This window comes from Pseudomonas sp. 210_17 TE3656, from assembly GCF_054821965.1.
This window is the reverse complement of sequence record NZ_JBTRBC010000001.1, coordinates 362,409-383,927: the sequence shown is the minus strand read 5'-3', so window position 1 is coordinate 383,927 and position 21,519 is coordinate 362,409. Positions and strand designations below refer to the sequence as shown.

Below are 21,519 nucleotides of genomic sequence, written 5' to 3'. Positions count from 1 at the left end.
CATTGGATACATCATACTATTATTAAGCGCACAGGCTCAGTGAGCGCTTCTATATTCTTCTCTGTCTCTGATGATGGGGGAGGTCAAGTTTGGTTCCGGTTCTGTCGTTTGTTGAAGTGGTTCACTTGTTGGGTTTACACCGGAAGCAGTAGGTTGTTCTTTTAACATTTGTACATAGCGCTCGCCGGAAGGTTGGTCTGGTTGATTCCTTACCAGTGCATTTTGTGAGTGATAGTCCATCAAGCGATCACTACCACCTTCTGCCAGTAGTAATAGGGATGGTTCATTTTTGGCTTGAGGATTGCTTGGGTTTACAGTTCCTGCCGCAAACGTAACGGTGCTAAAAATGGCAGCCGCAACTAGTCCCGACATCGTTAATGTCAGTTTCATGGTGATTTCCTCAGAATGCTCACGAGCTTGAGGCCTGCTATGCATAGACGAATGGCAAGGGGGATCTGTTACAGGTATCCGGACTGATGGCATCCTCCCGCGATATCCGACGGACGTACCTTGTCTACGGCATGCCATATGCCTTAAGGTGCCGACCGAATTAGGAGATCGACCTGTAGGAACCAACGGTTATTAAGTGAGGTACTGCTTGATAAAACTGCATATCGTTATTTCCAAAAGCATTAAGCGTCCATTGAAGATTTTTTCTGCTTGTCTACTCGGTTTGGGCGTTATGTGCGGGAGTGCTTTCGCTATACCGCTGTCGCAAGATATGCAGCAGAGCCAGGCGGGCGTGCAACGCGTTAGCGACTGGCGTGCTTTGGTCTCCGAATCGACTCAGCTTTCTGATAGCGAAAAGCTTCGGCGGGTCAATGCGTTTTTCAATCGTACGATCCGTTATGGCGAAGATGCGGATGTATGGCAGCAGGCTGACTATTGGGCATCCCCGCTTGAAACGCTGGAAAAGGGCAGGGGTGACTGTGAGGATTTTGCGCTGGCAAAATACTTTACGCTGCGGTTGCTGGGCATTCCTGAAGACAGCTTGCGTCTTGTCTACGCCACCCAGTCAAAAACCGGACAGGCGCATATGGTGCTCGGCTATTGGGCAGACGCTGGAACAGAGCCGGTATTGCTGGACAACCTTGAAAACGGCATTCGTCCATTCGCGCAGCGTGATGATTTAAAAGCAGAATTTGCTTTTGATGAGCTCAATCTCTACAAATTTGATCACGCAGCTTTACAGTTGGTTGGCAGTGTTGGCCAATTGCCCAACTGGCTGGCGCTTGTGCAAAGAACCAAACGTGAAGAGTCGCAATTAGCCGATGCCACCGCACGTGGCGCACAGTCCGGGCTGCTTCTCTCGGCTGTAAGCCTGAAACACTGAGCAATATCGCGCCGGCTGCAAGCGTTGGTCACTCGGCTTTGGCCCGCACAATACGCCCGCTCTTGATCTCGTCGGCATAGGCATGGAGTTTGTCCGAGTCCTTGTACAGGCGGTTCATCAGGTGCAGTACGGCGACCACATCGACACCGTCGATACGCTCGGCCAGTTTGCTGATCTCCCCGGCAGTGCGCTCCAGATTTGAGGCGACGCTCTTCAGGTCACGCTTGAGTTCGGCGGAGGATTTTTTCAGGCCCATGGGGGTCTCCGAGGTATGTAGATTGAGTGGGGGCCTATCGCGGGGCAAGCCCGCTCCCACAGAGATATCCCCTGTGGGAGCGGGCTTGCCCCGCGCTGCTTTCTTCAACCAGGAAACAGGAACGGACTGACCCCGCTACGGCCAAACCCCTCGCGCTCCACCTCGGCATCCAGCGCCAGGGAGGCAAGGTCGTCGGCCAGCAGTTCCTGGTCGCGGTCCTTTTCCGGGTAAAAGACTTTCAGATAGCTGTGACAATCGTTGCAGCTTTCGGCTTTGACCGCGGCATCTTGGCGTTCCAGCGACCAGTAGTCCAGCGCGCCGGTGGCTTCGCAGTTACTGCACTTGACCCGGACCATATGCCAGCGGCACTCGCACAGGCTGCATTGCAGGTAGCGCAAGCCCGCCTGAGGGCCGGTCATGACCAAGCTGGCCACTGGCGCGCTGGAGCACACCGGGCAGTGCTGGCGCTGCTCACCGAGCGAGGCGCTGGCCGATGCCGGCAGGGCGTTGGCCAACTGGGTGAAGTACAGCGACAGCGCAGCCCAGAGGAACAACGCCTGGCCGCTGCCAACCGGTTCATAGTCGGCAGCCAGCAATGTACTGGCCAGATGTTCCAATTGCGCTGCAGTCAGCGCGCGAAGGCTGTCCAGCGTCGCGCGTACGGCCGGGTTGGCATCCGGGTACAGCTGCTCGATCAATCCCTGCAGCAGTTGTTGCCAGTAGCGGTCACGCGGGTAATCGGTACTCGCCAGCGGCGCCTGGCCACTGCTCAGTCGACCCGCGAGCCCGGCCGCCAGCGCCTGGGGCAATGGCAAACGCTCAAGCAGTTGTTGCTGGGCCTCGGCCAGCTGTGCGCAGAAGCCCAGGTAATCGCCCATGGCATGTCCCTCGGCCAGCTGGCGCAGGCGCGCGGCGCGCTTGCTGTAGCGGTCCTTGAGCGACGGCAGCAGCACCGGCACGATCTCGTTGACCCCGCCTGTGGGCGTTTGCACCGGGGTCATCTGAATGCTGCTCATGGTTTGCTCCCGGTCTTGTCCTGCTTGCTGATCTGCCGGTACCAGCGATCATGGTGGGTCTTGGCCCAGGCGCGGCTGACGTAGCCTGTGACCATGCCGCGAATCGAACCTTTGACCCAGAACGCCAGGTAGGCATGGCCGATGATCAGCAAAATCAGGCTGATGCCGACAAGCGCATGCACCAACAAGCCGATACGGATGGTCGGGATCGAAAACAGCGGGGCGAAGTACGGGCGCCAGATCACCACGCCGCTGAGCAGCAACAGGGTGATCATGCTCATGATGCCCCAGAACAGGACCTTCTGACCGGCGTTGTATTTGCCGATGTTCAGCGCCGGGTCATGCTTGCCGGCCAGTACCTGTTTGAGGTTCTTGAACCACTGCAGGTCCTCGCGCTCAGGCAGGTTGTAGCGCACGAAACGCACGAACAGGAACATCAGCAACACGAACACCACCACGCCGAAGAACGGGTGAAGGATACGCGCCAGCTGCGGCGTGCCGAACACGGCGTTGAGGCCGTTGAACGAGGGGAAGAACCACGACAGCCCCGACAAGGCCACGGCGAAGAAGCAGATCACCATGAACCAGTGGCAGGCGCGGTCGATGAAGCGGGTGCGCAGGATCAGTTTGTCGGTGTTCATGCGTGGGTATCCTCCTCGCGTTTTTCGTCCTGTTCGTCGACTTCGTTGGGGCCGGTGCCAATGTAATGGAACAGGGTGCCGGCCAGGGTGGCGAAGAACGCCGCGGCGGCCACTGGTTTCATCCAGCCTTTCCAGCCCTGGATAGCGCTGCTGATGCGCGGGTCGGTGGGCAGTTTGTGGTACAGCTGCGGCTTGTCGGCATGTTGCAGCACGTAGACCACATGGGTGCCGCCCACACCTTGCGGGTCGTAGATCCCGGCCCCGGCAAAGCCGCGGCCTTGCAGTTCAGTGACCCGTTCCTCAGCCTGGTGCAGCATGTCCTGCTTGCTGCCGAAGTTGATCGCGCCGGTAGGGCAGGTCTTGACGCAGGCCGGCTCCTGGCCGACCGAAACGCGGTCTACGCAGAGGGTGCACTTGTAGGCCTTGTTGTCCTTCTGGCTGATGCGCGGCACATCGAACGGGCAACCGGCGATGCAGTAACCGCAGCCGATGCAATGCTCGGACTGGAAGTCGACGATGCCGTTGGCGTACTGGATGATCGCCCCCGGTTGCGGGCAGGCTTTCAGGCAGCCAGGGTCGGCGCAGTGCATGCAGCCGTCCTTGCGGATCAGCCATTCGAGCTTGCCGCTTTCGTCTTCGACTTCGTCGAAACGCATCAGCGTCCAGGTTTCGGCGGACAGGTCGGCCGGGTTGTCATAGACGCCGACGTTGTGACCGACCTCGTCACGCAGGTCGTTCCACTCGTTGCAGGCTACCTGGCAGGCCTTGCAGCCAATGCAGATACTCACGTCGATCAGCTTGGCGACTTCCGCCTGGTGGTCGCGGGTGTGCGGCGCCGGGGTCAGCACGCTGGTGGCCGAGCGGCGGACGATGTCTTGGGATTGCATGGACATGGTTTCGCCCTCAGACCTTTTCAATGTTCACGAGAAACGCCTTGTACTCCGGCGTCTGGGTGTTCGAATCGCCGACGCCCGGGGTCAGGGTGTTGGCCAGGAAACCCTTGCGGGTCGCGCCTTCGTAACCCCAGTGGCAGGGAATGCCGATGGTGTCGACATCCTGACCATCGACGGCCAGGCGTCGGATGCGCTTGGTCACCACGGCCTTGGCCTTGATGTAGCCGCGCTGGGTGCTGACCTTGACCATATCGCCTTGAACAATGCCTTTGTCATTGGCCAGCTTTTCGCCGATCTCGATGAACTGCTCAGGCTGGACGATGGCGTTCAGGCGGGCGTGCTTGGTCCAGTGACGGAACAGCTCGGTGATCGAATAGGTGGTTGCCACATAGGGGAAATCTTCACGTTTGCCCATGCGTTTGCGGTCGCTTTCGTACACGCGCGCCGTCGGGCTGTAGGTCACCTTCGGGTGCAGCGGGTTGTGCGCCAGCGGGCTTTCGGTCGGCTCGTAGTGTTCAGGGAATGGGCCGTCGTTCAGGGCGCCGACCGAGAACAGCCGTCCCAGGCCTTCAGGCAGCATGATGAACGGATTGACCTTGCCACCCGGTGCCGCGGTAACGGCGAAGTCAGGCACGTCGACGCCGCTCCAGCGTTGGCCGTCCCAGCCGATCAGCTTGCGTTTCGGATCCCACGGCTTGCCCTGCGGGTCGGCCGAAGCGCGGTTGTAGAGGATGCGCCGGTTCTGCGGCCAGGCCCAGGCCCAGCCCGGCGTGCAGCCCAGACCGCTGTCGGCGTTGTCGCGCCGGGCCATCTGGTTACCTTGTTCGGTCCAGGAGCCGGCGAAGATCCAGTTGAAGCACTGGGTGCTGCCGTCATCGCGCAGTTGCGAGAAATCGTCGAGCAACTGGCCCTTGCGCAGGATCAGCTTGCCTTGCTCGTCGTGCAGGTCAGCCAGGGCGCGGCCGTTGGATTCCTTGGCCACTTCTTCGGGTTTCGGATCGTAGGGGTCGACGTAATCCCAGGCCATGTTGAGGACCGGGGCCGGGTTGGCGCCGCCTTCCTTTTCATACAGCTCACGGATTTTCATGAACAGATGGCCGAGGATCTTGCCATCGTGCCAGGCCTCGCCGGGCGGTGCGGCACCGGCCCAGTGCCACTGCAACCAGCGTCCGGAGTTGACGATCGAGCCGTCTTCTTCGGCAAAGCAGGAGGAGGGCAGACGGAACACCTCGGTCTGGATGGCGGCGGTGTCTACGTCGTGCTGTTCGCCGTGGTTCTGCCAGAAACTCGAGGTCTCGGTGGCCAGCGGGTCGATGATCACCAGGAACTTGAGCTTGGCCAGTGCTGCCTGGGCCTTGTTCTTGTCCGGGAACGCCGCCACCGGGTTGAAGCCCTGGGCGATGTAGCCGTTGACCTTGCCTTCGTACATGCGGTTGCTGTAGTTGAGCACGTCGTAGCTGTCGTCCCACTTGGGCAGCCAGTCGAAGCCCCAGTTGTTGTCGGCAGTGGCCTTGTCGCCCCAGAGGCTTTTCATCAGGCTGATGAAGAACTTCGGCGTGTGCTTGTAGTAGTTGACCTGATCCTCCAGCAGCGCCGTCGGCGTGGTCTGCTTGAGGTAGCTGGCCAGGGTGGTCTGCTGGTCGGACGGCAGGTTCATGTAGCCAGGCAGGCGCAGCGACAGCAGGCCCAGGTCGGTATAGCCCTGGATGTTGGAGTGGCCACGCAGGGCGTTGACCCCGCCACCGGCCATGCCGATGTTGCCCAGCAGCAGCTGGATCATGCCCGAGCCGCGAATCATCTGCGCGCCGTTGGTGTGGTGGGTCCAGCCCAGGGCGTAGAGGAAGGTGGCGGTGCGGTCCGGCACGCAGGTGCTGGCGAGGATCGCGCAGATCTGCAGGAAATCATCCTTGGGCGTACCGCAAATGTTGGTGACCACTTCAGGGGTGTAGCGGCTGACGTGCGCCTTGAGCAGGTTCCACACGCAGCGCGGGTGGCTGAGGGTCAGGTCGCGCTTGGCGTAGCCTTTTTCGTCGAGCTCGTAGGTCCAGGAGCTGCGGTCGTAGCTGCGCTTGTTCTCGTCGTAGCCGCTGAACAGGCCGTCGTCGAAGTGGTAGTCCTCGCGCACAATCAGGCTGGCGTTGGTGTAGTGGCGCACATACTCGTGCTGGACCTTGTCGTTGCTGATCAGGTAATTGACCACGCCCATCAGGAAAGTTACGTCGGAGCCAGCGCGAATCGGCGAGTAGATGTCTGCTACTGCGGCACTACGGTTGAAGCGCGGGTCAACGACGATGACCTTGGCGCCGTTGCGAATCTTCGCCTCGATCACCCATTTGAAGCCCACCGGGTGCGCCTCGGCCGGGTTGCCGCCCATGATCAGCACCACGTTGGCGTTCTTGATGTCGACCCAGTTGTTGGTCATCGCGCCACGGCCGAAGGTCGGCGCCAGGGCCGAGACGGTCGGGGCATGGCAGACGCGGGCCTGGCTGTCGGTGCCGAGAATGCCCAGCGCGCGGGTGAAGCGCTGGTCGAGCGAGCCGGTTTCGCTGCTGGCGGCCGAGGAACAGAGCATGCCGGTACTCAGCCAGCGGTTGACTGTGGTGCCCTTGGCGTTTTTCTCGATGAAGTTGGCGTCGCGGTCGTCCTTCATCAGGCGGGCGATGCGCTCGATGGCGTGGTCCCAGCTGATGCGCTGCCACTTGTCCGAACCCGGTGCGCGGTATTCGGGGAACAGCAGGCGCTGCTCACTGTGCACGTAGTCCACCAGACCTGCGCCTTTCGGGCACAACGAGCCGCGGCTGACCGGGTGATCCGGGTCGCCTTCGATGTGGAAGATGCGCGCCTTGGCGTTCTTGGCGCCGTCACCGAGGCTGTACATGAGAATCCCGCAACCCACTGAACAGTAGGTGCAGTTGTTGCGGGTTTCCTTGGCGCGCAGCAGCTTGTACTGGCGCGACTGGGTGGCCTGGGCCATGCCGGGGGCGAAACCCAGGGTCGCACAGGTGGCGGTGGCAACACCGGCGGTACAGAGCTTGAAGAACTGACGTCTGCCAAGTCCCATGGTTATCTCCTTATTCTATCGGCTGCACAAAGCAGCGGGCATAGGCATGCCCGGCAACAAGGCGTCGCAAGCGCAGTTGGCTGGGGATGAGGTCACGATTGGTTGCAGGCCCTGTCTGCTGCAGGGCTCGGGTTACGCGGATAAACGGTAGTGTATTCCCTTACGGAATGTACGGGCTAATCAAGCGTGTCGATGAGCCTATCGATGCGCTCTATCGGCGCTTGATTATCCGCAGCGGCCTCTATCGGCCATGCAACTGTTTGCCAGGCAACAGCAGATCCACAGATACCTGAATTTCGAACAATTGTTTAACCCGGTTTTTCCGCCAAGTGCCCGGAATATCGAGGTTTTTCAACTTGGCACGGTCACTGCAATAGCTCCCTGTGAGATTGACTATACCAATAGAAACTCGCCTATTTTTTTAATCAGGTGGGGAGCAAGACCTTGAATTTCGTGCCTTGGGCAACATCCGCAACACGCACTCATTCGACCAAAGTAGTAGGGAGAGACTGGACACTCGCTGGTGTTGGCGCCGCACTGCTGACACTGGCCCCCTTGGCCGAGGCCCAGGACAACGGACAAACCGAACAACGCCTGGAGACTGTCACGGTCCAGGCCGCCAAAGTAACCCCGGTGGAGCAGGCGCAGGCCCAACTCGACGAGATCCCCGGGGGCACCGGGTTGGTCAAACAGGCCGATGTGGAGAAGGGCCGTTCGGCGACCCTGGAAGACACCCTGGCCTATCAGCCGGGTGTGTATGCCCAGGCGGCGGGTGGCAACGATGCGATCAAGATTTCCATTCGTGGTTCGGGCGCCAACACCTCGCCCGGCTATTTCCGTGAAGGCACCAAGTTCCTCTTCGACGGCCTGTCCCTGACCGGTGCCGGTGGTACGCCTTATGAGCTGCTCGACACCCAGGGCCTGAGTTACACCGAAGTGCTGCGCGGGGCCAACGCCTTTGAATACGGCGCGTTGTCCCTGGGTGGGGCGATCAACTTTGTGACCAACTCCGGCCTCACTGCGCCGGGCAACCGTATCAAGGTCGAAGGCGGCAGCTTCGGCTGGCAGAAGCAGACCTTGAGTACCGGTGGCGTGGCGGGCGCGGGAGACTATTTCATCAGCGTCGACAATACCCGTCGTGATGGTTACCAGGATTTCACCTTCACCAAAGCCAAGGGTGTGGTCAGCAACTTCGGTTACCGCTTCAACCCGAAACTGGAGACCCGCCCTCTACATCCGTTACCGCGAGGAGTACCACGAGAACTCCGGCACCCTGACCCTGGCACAGCTGAAGAAGAACTCCTCACAGACCAACGCGGCCACCCGCGCAACCCGTGCCGACTCAACCAAGGAAGGCTCGACCTGGGTGGGCAGCAAGACCACCTATACCTTCGACGACGATTCAACTCTGGTCGCCGGGCTGGTCTACCACAACTATCCGCAGATCCTCAGCAAGAAGAGCACGGTCAACCCCAACTACTGGGACTGGCGTGATATCAACTACTCGCTCAAGTACAGCCGCAGCGATGAACTGTTCGGCCTGTCCAGCACCACCACCGCCGGCTGGAGCAGTACCCAGCACATACGCGCCGGGGTGCGCACCTACAAGGGTGACAAGGACCTCGGCGTGCTGCAGAAACAGGTCGAATACGATGGCTCGTTCGACCATGTGTTCTCGCTCGGTAACGACCTGGGCCTGACCGATAACTTGTACCTGTCCACCGGCGTCTCGGCCATTGAGGTCAAGCGCAATGTCGACGTGACCTTCAGCGACCGCGCCAACACCAGCGACTTCCCCAGCCACTATCGCTATCAGGAGTGGAAGCTGGCGCCACGGGTGGGCTTGCGCTACTACCTGACCCCGGACGTGCAAGTGTTCGGTAACGTCAGCCGTTCCATCGATCCGCCCAGCTCCTGGTCCAGTTCCGGTTCCGGGGTGACCACCAACTTTGCCAAGAACCTCGTGCCACAAAGTGCCAATACCGTGGAAGTGGGTGTTCGCGGGCGTTCGGAGATTTTCGATGGCAGCCTGACCCTGTACAAATCGTGGATCAAGGATGAACTGCTTAACGTCGAGATCATCCCGGCGACCAACACCTCGGCCGCGGTGGTGTCGACCTACAACTCCACCCCGACCATCCACCAGGGTGTCGAGGCCGGACTGACCACCAAACTCTGGCAGCGTGACAACGGCGATGTGCTGAGCTGGCGCCAGGCTTACACCCTCAACGACTTCCACTACCGCAACGACCCGTTGTTCAGCAAGAACGAATTGCCGGGGCTGCCCAAGCATGTCTACCAGGGCGAACTGTTCTATCAGTACGCCAATGGTTTCTACGCCGGCATCAACGTGCGTTCGGCATCGAGCACCGCGGTGGACTACGCCAACACCTTCTATGCACCGTCCTACACCCTCTGGGGCGCACGCCTGGGCTATGACGCGCCGAACAACAAATGGCAGGTGTACCTGGACCTGAAGAACCTCGCCGACAAGGACTACGTCACCGCCGTACTGCCCACCTACAACGCCAGGGGCCAGGACACGGCGTCGCTGTACCCGGGTGACGGCTTCGGCGCCTTCACCGGTATTGCCTACAACTTCTGAGCCAGGGGCGGGTGCCGTGCATACGGCACCTGCGGGAGATCGACATGAGTGTAATCACACGGCTCGCCAGCCTGACGGTGCTTGGCGCCTTGCTGGCCCTGGCGGCCTGCAAGCCGGCCGGCAGCCAGGCGCCGGGGCAGGGCAGTGCCATCGATGGCACGCTCAGCAACGGCACCCTGAGCTACGCCGCCCAGGACTATTTTGAACACACACCGGGTAAGTCCGGCGGCACCTTGCGGGTGTCCACGGCCTCGGACACCACCACGCTGGACGTGCATTCGATTTCCCACGGCAACGTGCAGTGGCTCGGACGCATCCTGTTCGACTGCCTGTTGTATCAGGACGAGCAGGGCAACATCTCGCCATGGCTGGCCAAGTCCTGGGAGATCTCTGCCGACGGCAAGACCTACACCTTTCACCTGCGCGATGACGTGACCTTCAGCGACGGCGAAAAATTCAACGCCCGGGCGCTACAGATCAACCTTGAGCACATGCGTGACCCGGCGACCAAATCGCCGTTGGCGGCGGCCTACATTGCACCCTATGTGGACGGGCGCATCGTCGACGAGTACACCTTCGAGGCGCATCTGCGTGAACCCTACTCGCCGTTTCTCGACGTGCTGGCGCAGTCCTGGCTGAGCATGATTTCGCCGCGGCAGATCATCGAGGCACCCAAGAGCATTGCCGAACACCCGATCGGCTCGGGGCCGTTCGTGCTGGAGCGCTATACCCGCGACCAGGGCGCCACGTTCGTCAAACGCCAAGGCTACAACTGGGCGCCACCGGTAACCCGGCACCAGGGCGAAGCCTATCTCGACCGTCTGGAACTGAGCATTGTTCCGGAGCCGATGATCCGCTTCAGCACCCTGGAGTCGGGGCAGTCGGATTTCACTGTCGATGCCCCGACCCAGAACGCCAGGGCCATTCGCGACAATCCCGAACTGGAACTGCGCAGCCGCATTCGCAAGGCCAATCCGTTTCGCAGCCTGACCTTCAACGTCGAACGCTTTCCCTTCGATGATATTGAAGTGCGCCGGGCGGTGGCCAAGGCCATCGACCGTGATGGTCTGGCCTGGATCACTGGCTTTGGCGAGTACCTGGCCAAGGGCGATTTTCTCGCCGCCAACACCCGCTACTACGACCCGGCGTTCAAGGATGCCCTGGCTTATGACGTCGCTGCGGCCAACCGCATTCTCGACCAGGCCGGTTGGCAGCAACGCGATGCCCAGGGGTATCGGGTCAAGAACGGCCAGCGTCTGGCGGCCCAGTTGCTGACCTACGAAACCGCCGCCTATCCGAGCAGCATCGCCGTGGCCATCCAGTCCGACCTGAAGAAAGTCGGCTTCGAGATCGACATCGAACTGTTGCCTTTGGCCCAGGTCACCCAACGCCGTTACGCCAGTGATTTCCAGGCCATCGGTGGCGGTTATTGGCACACCAACACGCCCGATGGCCTGTTCATCCTCTACCACAGCCAGTCGATCAGCACCGCGAAGCTGATCGGCCAGAACGTCGGGCGTTTCCGTGATGCCGAGCTGGATCGGGCGCTCAGTGCGGCGCGACTCACCACCGACCCGACAGCGCTGGCCGAACTTTATCGCACCGCCCAGGAGCGCCTGGCGCAGACCATCCCGGCGGTGCCGGTGTTCGAAAGCCATGTGCTGCTGGCCTACCGCAAACAGGTCAAGGGCCTGATTTTCGACACCTCGCACAACACGCCGTTTTTCACCAGCGTCTGGCTTGACCAGGAGAGCAAATGAACAGCATTCAGCGAATAGCCTGGCGTTTATTGGCGGGTCTGGGCGTGCTCTGGGGCGCAGCGACCCTGACCTTTCTGGCCATCAATCTCAGTGCCGGCGATCCAGCCCTGGCAATCCTCGGCGGCCCTGACGCGATGCCCAGCGCTGAACTGATTGCCCAGGTGCGTGCCGAGTACGGCCTCGACCAGCCGCTGCTGGTGCAGTACGGCCAGTACCTGGGGCGTCTGGCTCAGGGTGATCTGGGGGAGTCGTATCGCTTGCGCAGCCCGGTGCTGCAGGTGATCGGCTCGCAACTGGGGGCGACGGTGCAGTTGTCGCTGGCCGCGGCGCTGCTGTCGGTGTTGCTCGCGGTGGTTTGCGCCGTGTTCAGTGCCAACCGACCGCGCTGGGTGCGTTCTCTGGTATCGGGCAGTGAACTGGTGCTGTCGTCGGCGCCCTCGTTCGTGATCGGCATTGTCCTGTTGCTGCTGTTTTCCTTCGGCTGGCATTTGCTCCCGCCGTCCGGCTCCAACAGTTGGCAGGCATTGATTCTACCGAGCCTAGCCCTGGCCTTGCCGATTGCTGCGGTACTCACCCAAGTGCTGCGCCAGGAACTGGAAGACATCCTCGAACAGCCCTTTATCGCCATGGCGCGGGCGCGCGGCATGTCGGAGCTCGGCGTGCGCCTCAAGCACGCCTTGCGCCATGCCCTGGTGTCGCTGGTGACGCTGTCGGGCTTTGTCTTCGCCAGCCTGCTGGGGGGCGCGGTAATCATCGAAATGCTCTTCGCCCGCCAGGGGATCGGCCGGCTGATGCTCGACGCCGCCGTGACCAAGGACATGCCGTTGCTGCTGGGGATCACCCTGCTGGCAGCGGCCATTTATGTGGTCGTCAACTTTCTCGTCGACCTGATCAACCACTGGGTCGATCCACGCAGTACCCGCGTGTGACCCCTTTCAAGGACAAGCCATGAGTGCTCATGACCTGAAATCACCCTTGGCCGCGACCAGCGCTGGCCTGGACTACTCACAGCTGCAGGCGCGCTTTGCTCCGGTGTTTGCCCGTATCGCGCAGACCGCTGTGGCCCGCGAACAGCAGCGCGAACTGGCTCACGAGCCGGTGACCTGGCTGCGCGAGGCCGGCTTTGGTGCCTTGCGAGTACCGCAAGCGTTGCAAGGCGCGCAGGTCAGCCTGCCGGTGTTGTTCCGCCTGCTGATCGACCTCGCCGAAGCCGACTCCAACCTGCCGCAGATTTTTCGCGCGCACTTCGGCTTTGTCGAAGGGCGCCTTTCCAGCGGTGATGTGGCTTCCCAGCGTTACTGGCTGACCAAGGTGGTGGAAGGGCAGTTGTGGGGCGCGGCCATGGCCGAGCGCACCGACAGCACCGGCAATACGGTTCAGCTCAGTGCGGTGGATGCCCAGGCCCCCGAGGCAGGCTGGTTGCTGCAGGGCGAGAAGTATTACTGCACCGGCGCCATTTACGCCGACTGGGTGGCGGCCGTGGCCATGGAGGACAAGGATTTTGTCAGTGTCGTGGTATCGACCACGGCCCCCGGCGTCAGCCTGGAGGATGACTGGGACGGCTTTGGCCAGCGCCTCAGTGGCAGCGGTACCACCCGCTTCAACCAGGTGGCGGTGGCCCCGGAGCAGGTATTGCGGCGCTTCAAGCCAGGTGAGTTGCGCGCGGAGTCGTATCTCTCGGCCTTCTATCAACTGTTTCACCTGGCAACCCTGGCTGGCATTGCCCGTGCCGTGCAACGCGATGCCACGGAATTCGTCCAGGGCCGTACCCGCGCGTTCGGCATCCCCGGGCAATCGAGTCCCAAGGACGACCCGCTGGTACAGCGGGTGATTGGCCGCCTGTCGAGCCTGGCCTATGCCACCCAGACCCTGGTGCTGGGCGTCGCCGAGGTGTTGCAGCAGGTGCACCAGGCCGAGCTCGACGGCACGGTCACTGAAGCCGATTACGTCGAAGCCGACATCCGCACCTACCAGGCGCAGCAGATTGTTCTGGAGCAGGTGCTCGAAGCCACCACCTTGCTGTTTGAAGTCGGCGGCGCCTCGGCCACCAGCCAGGCTCGACGCCTGGACCGGCATTGGCGCAACGCCCGCACCCTGGCGTCGCACAACCCGGCGATCTTCCGCGAGCGTGCCCTGGGCCATTACTACCTCAACGGCGTCAGCCCCGGCGCGGCTTGGCGTGAATTGCACGCGCAGCACGCGAACCAGAATGACGCTGGCGCCCGCGATGAAGCCAGCGCCGTTTGAAGCCAATCACTGAGGAGTTGCCATGAGCCAGCCCAACCCAACGATGAGCATCGGCATGAACATTCTCGGCTTCGGCGCCCACGCCAGCGCCTGGCGCAAGGGCGAGGTGGCGGCCGATGCCTACCTGGATGTCGAGTACTACCGCAACATTGCCCGCATCGCCGAGCGCGGCAAACTCGATGCGATCTTTCTGGCCGATGGCCCGGCGCTGGTCGGGGACATCGCCGAGCACCCGGCCGGGCGTCTGGAGCCCACCGTGCTGCTCACCGCAGTGGCGCTGGCGACCCAGCACATTGGCGTGATCGCCACGGCGTCGAGCAGCTACAACGATCCGTTCAACCTGGCCCGGCGCTTCAGCTCGCTGGACCATATCAGTGGCGGCCGTGCGGCCTGGAATGTGGTCACCAATGCCGGTGACGCGGCCGCGCAGAACTTCGGCCTGGCCGGCGCGCCGCGCCACGTGGACCGTTATGCCCGAGCCGACGAATTCATCGACGTCACCTTGAAACTCTGGGACAGCTGGGAGGATGACGCAGTGATCGGCGATGCCCTGGGCGGGCGCTTTGCCGACCCGTCCAAGGTCCACAGCATCGATTTTGTCGGTCAGCACTTTTCGGTCAAGGGGCCCTTGAACCTGCCGCGTTCACCTCAGGGCCGCCCGGTGCTGGTGCAGGCGGGCTCCTCCGAAGGCGGCAAGGCCCTGGGCTCACGGTATGCCGACGCGATTTTCACCACCCAGACCACCCTGGTCGATGGCCAGGCGTTCTACCAGGAGATGAAGCAGCGCGCCCGTCAATGGGGCCGCAACCCACAGCACCTGAAGATCATGCCGGGGCTGTCGACGGTAATCGGCAGCACCGAGGCTGAGGCCCAGGCGCGTTTCGATGAGCTCAACGCCTATTACGGCGAGGAGGGCTTGATCAACCAGGTGGCGGCGCGGGTCGGTCTGGCGGTGCACGAACTGGAGCTGGACGCACCGTTGCCCTGGGAACGCATCGGCCCGGTCAATGCCTTCGAGCGCGGTTCCCACGGTTTTCTTGAAGCTCAGCTGAACCTGGCGCGCCGCGAGAACCTGACCATTCGCGAGCTGTCGCGGCGAATTCTGGTCGGCCACCGCTTGATCGTCGGCACCCCCGAGCAAGTCGCCGACACGCTTGAACACTGGTTCCGCGCTGGCGCCGCTGACGGCTTCAACATCATGCCGGACATGTTCCCGTCCGGGGTCGAAGTGTTTGTCGATGAGGTGGTGCCGTTGCTGCAAAAACGCGGGGTGTTCCGCCACGACTATCAGGGCAGCACCTTGCGCGATCACCTTGGCCTGCCGTACCCCGCCAGCCAGTACCAGCGCGCCGCCGCGGCGGTTTGATTTTTCCCTTATCGAAGACGGACACACCATGATCAAACGCACACTAGGCAACAGCGACATCCAGGTCAGCGTGCTCGGCCTTGGCAGCATGACCTGGGGCCACCAGAACAGCGAAGGCGATGCCCATCGCCAGCTCGACGCTGCCGTGGCAGCCGGTATCAACCTGATCGACACAGCCGAGATGTACCCCACACCGACTCATGGCGAGACCTGGGGCAGCACCGAGCGCTTCATCGGCAGCTGGTTGGCCAAAAGCGGCCGGCGGCGCGAAGTGGTGCTGGCCAGCAAGATCATCGGCCCGGCGCGTCAACCCGGTGCCGGCGCGCATATTCGCGACGGCCGCAGCCGCCATGACCGGGCCAACATCGTTGCTGCCCTCGACGGCAGCCTCAAGCGTTTGCAGACCGACTACCTGGACCTTTACCAACTGCACTGGCCGGATCGCACCACCAACTTTTTCGGCCAGCGCGAGTATCCCTATGGCGCCGATGATGCCGAGGTGGTGAGCATTGGCGAAACTTTGCAGGTGCTGGCCGAGCAGGTGGCAGCGGGCAAGATTCGCCACATCGGTGTGTCCAACGAAACACCCTGGGGTGTGGCCGAGTTCCTGCGTGAAGCCCATGAACAGGGATTGCCGCGGATTGTCAGCATTCAGAACCCGTACAGCCTGCTCAATCGCCTGTACGAGGGTGGTCTGTCGGAGTTCAGCCAGCGCGAACAGCTGGGCCTGTTGGCTTATTCGCCCCTGGCCTTCGGCACCTTGACCGGCAAATACCTCAACGGCGCCTTGCCTGAAGGCTCGCGGCTGTCAGCGGTGTACCGCACCTTCAATCGCTACGACAGTCCCGCTGCCCAGCAGGCCATTGCCGCCTATGTGGCGCTGGCGGCGGAGTTGTCGCTGAGCCCGGCACAGCTGGCGCTGGCGTTCGTCATCGGCAAGCCCTTTGTCAGCAGTGCCCTGACCGGGCAGACCAGCCTGGAACAACTGGCCGACAACCTCGGCGCACTGGAGGTGAAGCTCGATGAGCAGACCTTGGCGCGCATCGAGCAGATCCATCGCCAGTTCCCCAATCCGGCGCCGTGAACGACAACCTTTAGTCAGTGGAGGTGCCCGATGGCGCCGATCAATTCAACAGTGGCGGTGCTGGCTGTGCCGAGCCCTGCACCGATTCACCTTCAAGGGCGCTTCGGCAGCTGGCGCCGCAGCCTGCAGCAACTGGCCTGGCGGCCCGGGCTGATACTGGCCGCTGTGTTTGTCGTGCTGTTGGTGCTGGCGGCGCTGCAGCCGGGTTGGCTGGTGTCTGCCGATCCGCTGGAAGCCAGTGCGCGTCAGGCGTTTCAGCCACCCAGCAGTCTGCACTGGCTGGGCACCGACGAGAACGGTCGCGACATTCTTGCGCGCCTGGTGCATGCCGTGCGCCCCTCGCTGGTGCTGGGCCTCAGCGCCACGGCCCTGGGGCTGTTGCTGGGGACAGTGCTGGGGCTGGCTGCCGGCCTGGGGCCGCGGTTTGTCGATGGCGCGGTGATGCGCCTGGTCGACGTGCTGCTGGCGTTTCCCGACCTGCTGCTGGCACTGGTGATCATCACCTTCTTCGGCCAGGGCGCGCTCAACACCATCATCGCCGTGGGCATTGCCAGTGTGCCGCGCTATGCCCGCCTGGTGCGGGCGCAGACCCTGGTGGTACGCGGCGCCGGCTATGTCGAGGCCGCTACAACCCTCGGCCTGCCTCGCCGTCAGGTGATCTGGCGGCATGTACTGCCCAACGCCATCAAGCCGATCCTGATCCTCGCCACCATCGGTATTGGCAGCACCATCGTTGCCGGGGCGGCGCTGAGCTTTCTCGGCTTCGGCGCGCCACCGCCGCAACCGGAGTGGGGCGGCATGCTCGCAATCGGCCGCAACTACCTGGCCAACGCCTGGTGGCTGGTGGCCTGGCCGGCCCTGGCGATCACTCTCACGGTGGTTTCGATCACCGCCATCGGCCGTGAACTGCTGCGCCGTAACGAAGGTAAACACCTATGAACGCTTTTACCCAAACGCCTCAGCCGCTGATTGATGTCCGCGACCTGCAGGTCCGCTTCGGCCAGGGCGCAGCGGTGCTCAAGGGCATCAGCTTCAGCCTGCAGGCGGGTGAATGCCTGGCGCTGGTGGGCGAGTCGGGCTCCGGCAAGAGCGTCACCTCGCGTACCCTCGCCGGGCTCACCGGCGCCCATGCCCAGGTTCAGGCCCAGCGCCTGGCCTTCGCGGGGCAGGACCTGCTTCAGTTCGACGAGCGCGCCTGGCGCCAGGTGCGCGGAGCGCAGATCGGCTTTGTCATGCAGGACGCGCTGGGGTCGCTTGATCCGTTGCGCCCGGTAGGCAAGGAAATCGTCGAACCGCTGCAATTGCACACCAGGTTGAACCGCGACCAGCGTCAGGCGCGGGTACTCGAGTTGTTGCGCCAGGTGGGCGTGCCGGCGCCCGAGTTGCGCGCCCGTCAGTATCCCTGGCAGTTGTCGGGCGGCCTGCGCCAGCGTGCGCTGATCGCTTCGGCCATCGCCTGCAACCCGCGCCTGTTGATTGCCGATGAACCGACCACGGCGCTGGATGCCACCGTCCAGGCGCAGGTGCTCAACCTGCTGGAATCGCTGCGTGGCGACAGCACCGCGATGTTGATTGTCAGCCATGACCTGGCGGTGGTTTCACGCCTGGCCAACCGGGTGGCGGTGATGCACAACGGTGTCATCGTTGAGCAAGGCAGTGTCGAAGCGGTGCTGCAGGACCCGCAACACCCCTATACCCAGTACCTGCTCAAGGCCGGCGCCGCTGTGCATTTTCGCCGTCCGCAGCAGCCCGCGCTGGCGGCGGTCAGCGCACCGGCAAAGGAAGCCAGCGCGCCGCTGTTGCAGGTGCTGCAGTTGAGCAAAGCGTTCAAGGGCCCGGATGGTCAGCGGCGCACCGTGGTCGATGGCGTTTCACTAGAGCTGTACAAGGGCCGCACTCTGGGCATTGTCGGCGAGTCGGGTTCGGGCAAGACCACCCTGACGCGGATGATCCTCGGCCTGGAAACCCCCGACGGCGGCGAGATTCACATCAAGGGCCGGCCCTGGCTGAACCTCGGCGAGGATGAAAAACGTCAGCTGCGGCGCAGTATCCAGGTGGTGTTCCAGGACCCGCTGAGCTCGTTCGATCCGCGCTACACCGTGCAGCGAGTGTTGTTCGAGGCGTTGGAAGTGGCCGGTCACCTACGCGCCAGCTGGCGCACCCGGGCGTTGGAACTGCTGGAGCTGGTGCGCCTGGACGAGAGTCTCTTGCTGCGCCGTCCGATCGAGCTGTCCGGTGGTCAGCGCCAACGCATCGCCATTGCCCGGGCATTGGCGGCGCAACCGCAGATTCTGGTCTGCGACGAACCGGTGTCGGCCCTCGACGTGTCGGTGCAGGCACAGATTCTGGAGCTACTCGACGACCTCAAGCAACGCCTGGGCCTGGCGTGCCTGTTCATCTCTCACGACCTGGGGGTGATCAACCATGTCAGTGACCAGGTGCTGGTGATGAAAGACGGCGTGGCGGTGGAGACCGGCGCGGTGCGCGACGTCTTCGACCGCCCGCAACACCCTTATACCCGCGCGTTGCTCGACGCCATCCCGCACCTGGAAAGCGGACGGCGCACGAGCTTCGAATTTCTCCGCTTAGCGATCTGATCCGCCTGACTGACTGACACAAGGATGCTTTATGCCTGGTTTATCTGCAGTACCACGCCGTGAACGCCGTCACCTGGACGACATCAAGGGCAATATCGATAACCTGTTGCCACTCATTGCCGCCGGCGCTGCGCAGCGCGAACGGGAGCGCCAGTTGCCTTATGAAGCGGTCCGCCAGGTGGCGCAGGCGGGGCTCTACACCTGCCGTATTCCCCAGGCCCATGGCGGGCCGGGCGGCAGTGTCAGCGATGTCATCGCCTTGCTGCTGCGCATCGCCTCGGTGGATTCCAACGTCGCCCAGGCGCTGCGCCCCGGCTTCGGGTTTGTCGAAGGGCTGCTGGCCTCGCGCGCTGAAGGGGCCGAGGCCGAGCGCGAGCGCTGGTTCGCCCGCTACCTGCAAGGGGCGGTGCTGGGCAATGCCGGTTGGGAAGTGGGTGGCGCCAATGGCGCGATCAGTGCGCGTCTGGTGCGTGACGGTGAGCACTACCGCGCCAGTGGCAGCAAGTACTACAGCACCGGTTCGCTGTACGCCGACTGGATCAGTGCGGTGGCCCTGGATGAAGACGAGCAGCCGGTATCTTTTGTCTTGCCACGGGACCGTCACGGGCTGGAGCTGCTCGATGATTTCGACGCCATGGGCCAGCGCCTGACCGCCAGCGGTACCACCCGGCTCAACGACGTCAGGGTCTATGCCGACGAGATCCGCACGCGGACGGTGGAGGAGGGCAAGCGCACTGTCGTCACGCCATTCCTGCAGTTGTTCCTGGCCACGGTGCAGGCCGGTATCGCCCGCAATGCGCTGGACGATGCCGTGCACTTTGCCCGCGCGCATGCGCGACCGATCAAGCACAGCAGCGCTAGCCGTTCGGTGGACGATCCCTATGTGCAACTGAGCGTGGGTGAGATCGCCGCCCGTGCCTTTACCGCCGAAGCAGTGGTGTTGCGCGCCGCTGCTTCGATCGACCGTGCCTGGGCGGCGGACCTTGACCCGCAGCAGGTCGATCAGGCCGCCATCGACGTGGCCCAGGCGCAATACATCGCCGCCGAGTCCGCGCTCAAGGCCGCTGAATTGCTCTTCGACGTTGGCGGCGCCTCGACCACCGGCCGCAGTCACAACCTCGACCGCCATTGGCGTAACGCCCGCACCGTGGCCAACCATAACCCGCGGCACTGGAAAGCCGCAGCGGTAGGCAACTGGCAACTGACCGGTACGCCACCGCCGACCTCGGGGCTGTTCTGAATTGGGCACGCTACAGGTAGCGCCGCTGACGCAACAGGTCAATCAATCACGACGGGTACCGATCATTATCGGCTGCGCGTTTCTGATGGAGCTGATCGACGCCACCGTGGTGATGACGGCCTTGCCGCAGATGGCCATTGAGTTCGGGGTCGCCAGCGTGCGCATGAACCTGGTGGTGTCGCTGTACATGCTCGCCGCCGCGCTGGCCGTGCCGGTCAGCGGCTGGGCGGCCGACCGCTTCGGCCCGCGGCGCCTGTTCGTGCTGGCCATGGTGCTGTTCACCCTGGCATCGCTGGCCTGCGCCCTGGCCGGTTCGTTGCTGCAGCTGTGCCTGGCGCGGCTGTGCCAGGGAGCGGCCGGGGCGATGATGGTGCCGGTGGGGTTGATGATTCTGTTGCGTTGGTCGTCACGCGAAGACCTGCTGCGCAACATGTCTTTCCTGGCCATTCCGCCTTTGATCGGGCCGATGCTCGGGCCACCGCTGGGCGGCTTGATGGTGACCCTGTTGTCCTGGCAGTGGATATTCCTGGTCAACCTGCCGATCGGCCTGCTCGGCATCTATCTGGTGCGCCGCTACATTCCCGACTATCCCGGTGTCGGCAAGCAGCCGCTGGATGTGCGCGGCCTGCTGCTCAGCAGTGTCGCCCTGGCCGCTCTGGTGTTCGGCTTCGAAACCCTGGGCCATGGTTTGCTGGAACGGCGCTGGGGGCTGTTGATGCTGCTGGTTGGCGCCGTTGCCGCAGTGCTGTACCTGCGCCATGCCCGGCGCTGCCCTCAGCCCTTGCTGGATTTTTCGTCGTTGCGGGTAAGCAGCTTTGCCGTGAACTTCTGGGGCGGCACCCTGTTTCGCCTGGGTACGGCGGCGCAGCCGTTCCTGATGGTGCTGCTGTTCCAGCTGTGCTTTGGCCTGAGCCCGTTGCAGGCCGGGTTATTGACCTTTACCGGCGGCGTCGGTGCCTTTGTGGTCAAGCTGCTGGCGGTGCGCATCGTCAGGCGCCTGGGCTTTCGCCGTACCTTGAGCCTGAACGCACTGCTGACCGGGCTGAGCCTGCTGGCCTGCGCCACCTTCAACCTGGAGACGCCGTACTGGCTGGTGGTACTGATTCTGTTCTGCAGTGGCCTGATCCGCTCGTTGCAGTTCAGCGCCATGGGCGGGCTGACTTACGCCGATGTACCGGCGGAACTGCACAGCCGTGCCAGCAGTCTGTCGGCGGCAACCACGCAACTGACCATGAGCGTATCGGTAGGCATGGCGGCTTCGTTGCTCAGCCTGTTGATGAGTGTGAAGGGCGAGCAGCAGGTTGGGGTGGCCGATATCGCGACGGTGATTGGCGTCTGCGGGGTGGTGTGCATGGCCTCGGCCCTGGTGTTTCGCCGGTTGGCGCCAGAGGCGGGCAGAGAGGTGTACCGATGAGGCATT

At 62.8% G+C, this 21,519-nt stretch carries 17 protein-coding genes and 1 pseudogene; 12 read left to right on the top strand and 6 right to left on the bottom strand.

What is annotated here, in order from left to right:
- Positions 1-36: 36 nt before the first annotated feature.
- A complete protein-coding gene (locus ACVI9W_RS01840) occupies positions 37-390 on the bottom strand; it encodes a hypothetical protein (RefSeq protein ID WP_461528992.1) in 354 nt (117 codons plus the stop codon).
- A 208-nt stretch (positions 391-598) separates the two neighbouring features.
- On the opposite strand from ACVI9W_RS01840, the gene ACVI9W_RS01835 reads away from it, so the two are divergent.
- Complete coding sequence (locus ACVI9W_RS01835) at positions 599-1,333, top strand: transglutaminase-like cysteine peptidase (protein ID WP_461528991.1); 735 nt, start codon at positions 599-601, stop codon at positions 1,331-1,333.
- Positions 1,334-1,361: 28 nt separating this feature from the next.
- Here the strand turns inward: ACVI9W_RS01835 and ACVI9W_RS01830 are convergent, their stop codons facing one another.
- The 5 genes from ACVI9W_RS01830 to fdnG all read right to left on the bottom strand — a co-directional run bounded on the left by ACVI9W_RS01830 (position 1,362) and on the right by fdnG (position 7,200).
- Positions 1,362-1,589 carry a hypothetical protein gene (locus ACVI9W_RS01830; RefSeq protein ID WP_038611853.1) on the bottom strand — a complete coding sequence of 76 codons (228 nt, stop codon included), beginning with the start codon at positions 1,587-1,589 and terminating at the stop codon, positions 1,362-1,364.
- Positions 1,590-1,693: 104 nt separating this feature from the next.
- Positions 1,694-2,605 (bottom strand): formate dehydrogenase accessory protein FdhE, encoded by a 912-nt coding sequence (fdhE, locus tag ACVI9W_RS01825; protein ID WP_461528990.1) that lies wholly within the window; start codon positions 2,603-2,605, stop codon positions 1,694-1,696.
- Positions 2,602-3,246 carry a formate dehydrogenase subunit gamma gene (locus ACVI9W_RS01820; RefSeq protein WP_422415736.1) on the bottom strand — a complete coding sequence of 215 codons (645 nt, stop codon included), beginning with the start codon at positions 3,244-3,246 and terminating at the stop codon, positions 2,602-2,604. The genes fdhE and ACVI9W_RS01820 overlap by 4 nt, the downstream gene beginning before the upstream one ends.
- On the bottom strand, positions 3,243-4,133 hold the full coding sequence (gene fdxH, locus ACVI9W_RS01815; RefSeq protein ID WP_461531778.1) for a formate dehydrogenase subunit beta: 891 nt from the start codon (positions 4,131-4,133) through the stop codon (positions 3,243-3,245). The genes ACVI9W_RS01820 and fdxH overlap by 4 nt, the downstream gene beginning before the upstream one ends.
- Before the next feature lie 16 nt (positions 4,134-4,149).
- Positions 4,150-7,200 carry a formate dehydrogenase-N subunit alpha gene (gene fdnG / locus ACVI9W_RS01810; RefSeq protein ID WP_461528989.1) on the bottom strand — a complete coding sequence of 1,017 codons (3,051 nt, stop codon included), beginning with the start codon at positions 7,198-7,200 and terminating at the stop codon, positions 4,150-4,152.
- A 429-nt stretch (positions 7,201-7,629) separates the two neighbouring features.
- On the opposite strand from fdnG, the pseudogene ACVI9W_RS01805 reads away from it, so the two are divergent.
- From ACVI9W_RS01805 to ACVI9W_RS01755, 11 genes and pseudogenes are all read left to right on the top strand, one after another.
- Positions 7,630-8,130 (top strand): annotated as a pseudogene (locus ACVI9W_RS01805) (TonB-dependent receptor plug domain-containing protein); the annotation flags it as partial.
- Positions 8,131-8,341: 211 nt separating this feature from the next.
- A complete protein-coding gene (locus ACVI9W_RS01800) occupies positions 8,342-9,805 on the top strand; it encodes a TonB-dependent receptor domain-containing protein (RefSeq protein ID WP_461528988.1) in 1,464 nt (487 codons plus the stop codon).
- 44 nt (positions 9,806-9,849) lie between these two features.
- Positions 9,850-11,565 carry an ABC transporter substrate-binding protein gene (locus tag ACVI9W_RS01795; protein WP_461528987.1) on the top strand — a complete coding sequence of 572 codons (1,716 nt, stop codon included), beginning with the start codon at positions 9,850-9,852 and terminating at the stop codon, positions 11,563-11,565.
- Positions 11,562-12,494 carry an ABC transporter permease gene (locus ACVI9W_RS01790; protein WP_461528986.1) on the top strand — a complete coding sequence of 311 codons (933 nt, stop codon included), beginning with the start codon at positions 11,562-11,564 and terminating at the stop codon, positions 12,492-12,494. Before ACVI9W_RS01795 ends, ACVI9W_RS01790 begins: the two co-directional genes overlap by 4 nt.
- A gap of 19 nt (positions 12,495-12,513) precedes the next feature.
- Complete coding sequence (locus ACVI9W_RS01785; protein ID WP_422415729.1) at positions 12,514-13,812, top strand: acyl-CoA dehydrogenase family protein; 1,299 nt, start codon at positions 12,514-12,516, stop codon at positions 13,810-13,812.
- A 22-nt stretch (positions 13,813-13,834) separates the two neighbouring features.
- Positions 13,835-15,178: an LLM class flavin-dependent oxidoreductase gene (locus ACVI9W_RS01780; protein WP_461528985.1), complete on the top strand. Its 1,344-nt coding sequence runs from the start codon at positions 13,835-13,837 to the stop codon at positions 15,176-15,178.
- Between the two features lie 28 nt (positions 15,179-15,206).
- Positions 15,207-16,262 (top strand): NADP(H)-dependent aldo-keto reductase, encoded by a 1,056-nt coding sequence (locus tag ACVI9W_RS01775; protein WP_461528984.1) that lies wholly within the window; start codon positions 15,207-15,209, stop codon positions 16,260-16,262.
- A 30-nt stretch (positions 16,263-16,292) separates the two neighbouring features.
- Positions 16,293-17,201, top strand: a complete 909-nt coding sequence (locus ACVI9W_RS01770) for an ABC transporter permease (protein WP_422415724.1) — start codon at positions 16,293-16,295, stop codon at positions 17,199-17,201.
- Complete coding sequence (locus ACVI9W_RS01765; protein ID WP_461528983.1) at positions 17,198-18,859, top strand: dipeptide ABC transporter ATP-binding protein; 1,662 nt, start codon at positions 17,198-17,200, stop codon at positions 18,857-18,859. Before ACVI9W_RS01770 ends, ACVI9W_RS01765 begins: the two co-directional genes overlap by 4 nt.
- A gap of 31 nt (positions 18,860-18,890) precedes the next feature.
- The gene (locus ACVI9W_RS01760; protein ID WP_461528982.1) at positions 18,891-20,099 is read left to right on the top strand and encodes an acyl-CoA dehydrogenase family protein; all 1,209 of its coding nucleotides are present in this window, start codon (positions 18,891-18,893) and stop codon (positions 20,097-20,099) included.
- Between the two features lie 85 nt (positions 20,100-20,184).
- Entirely contained in the window at positions 20,185-21,513 is a 1,329-nt protein-coding gene (locus tag ACVI9W_RS01755) for an MFS transporter (protein WP_461531777.1), read from the top strand.
- Positions 21,514-21,519: the final 6 nt, after the last annotated feature.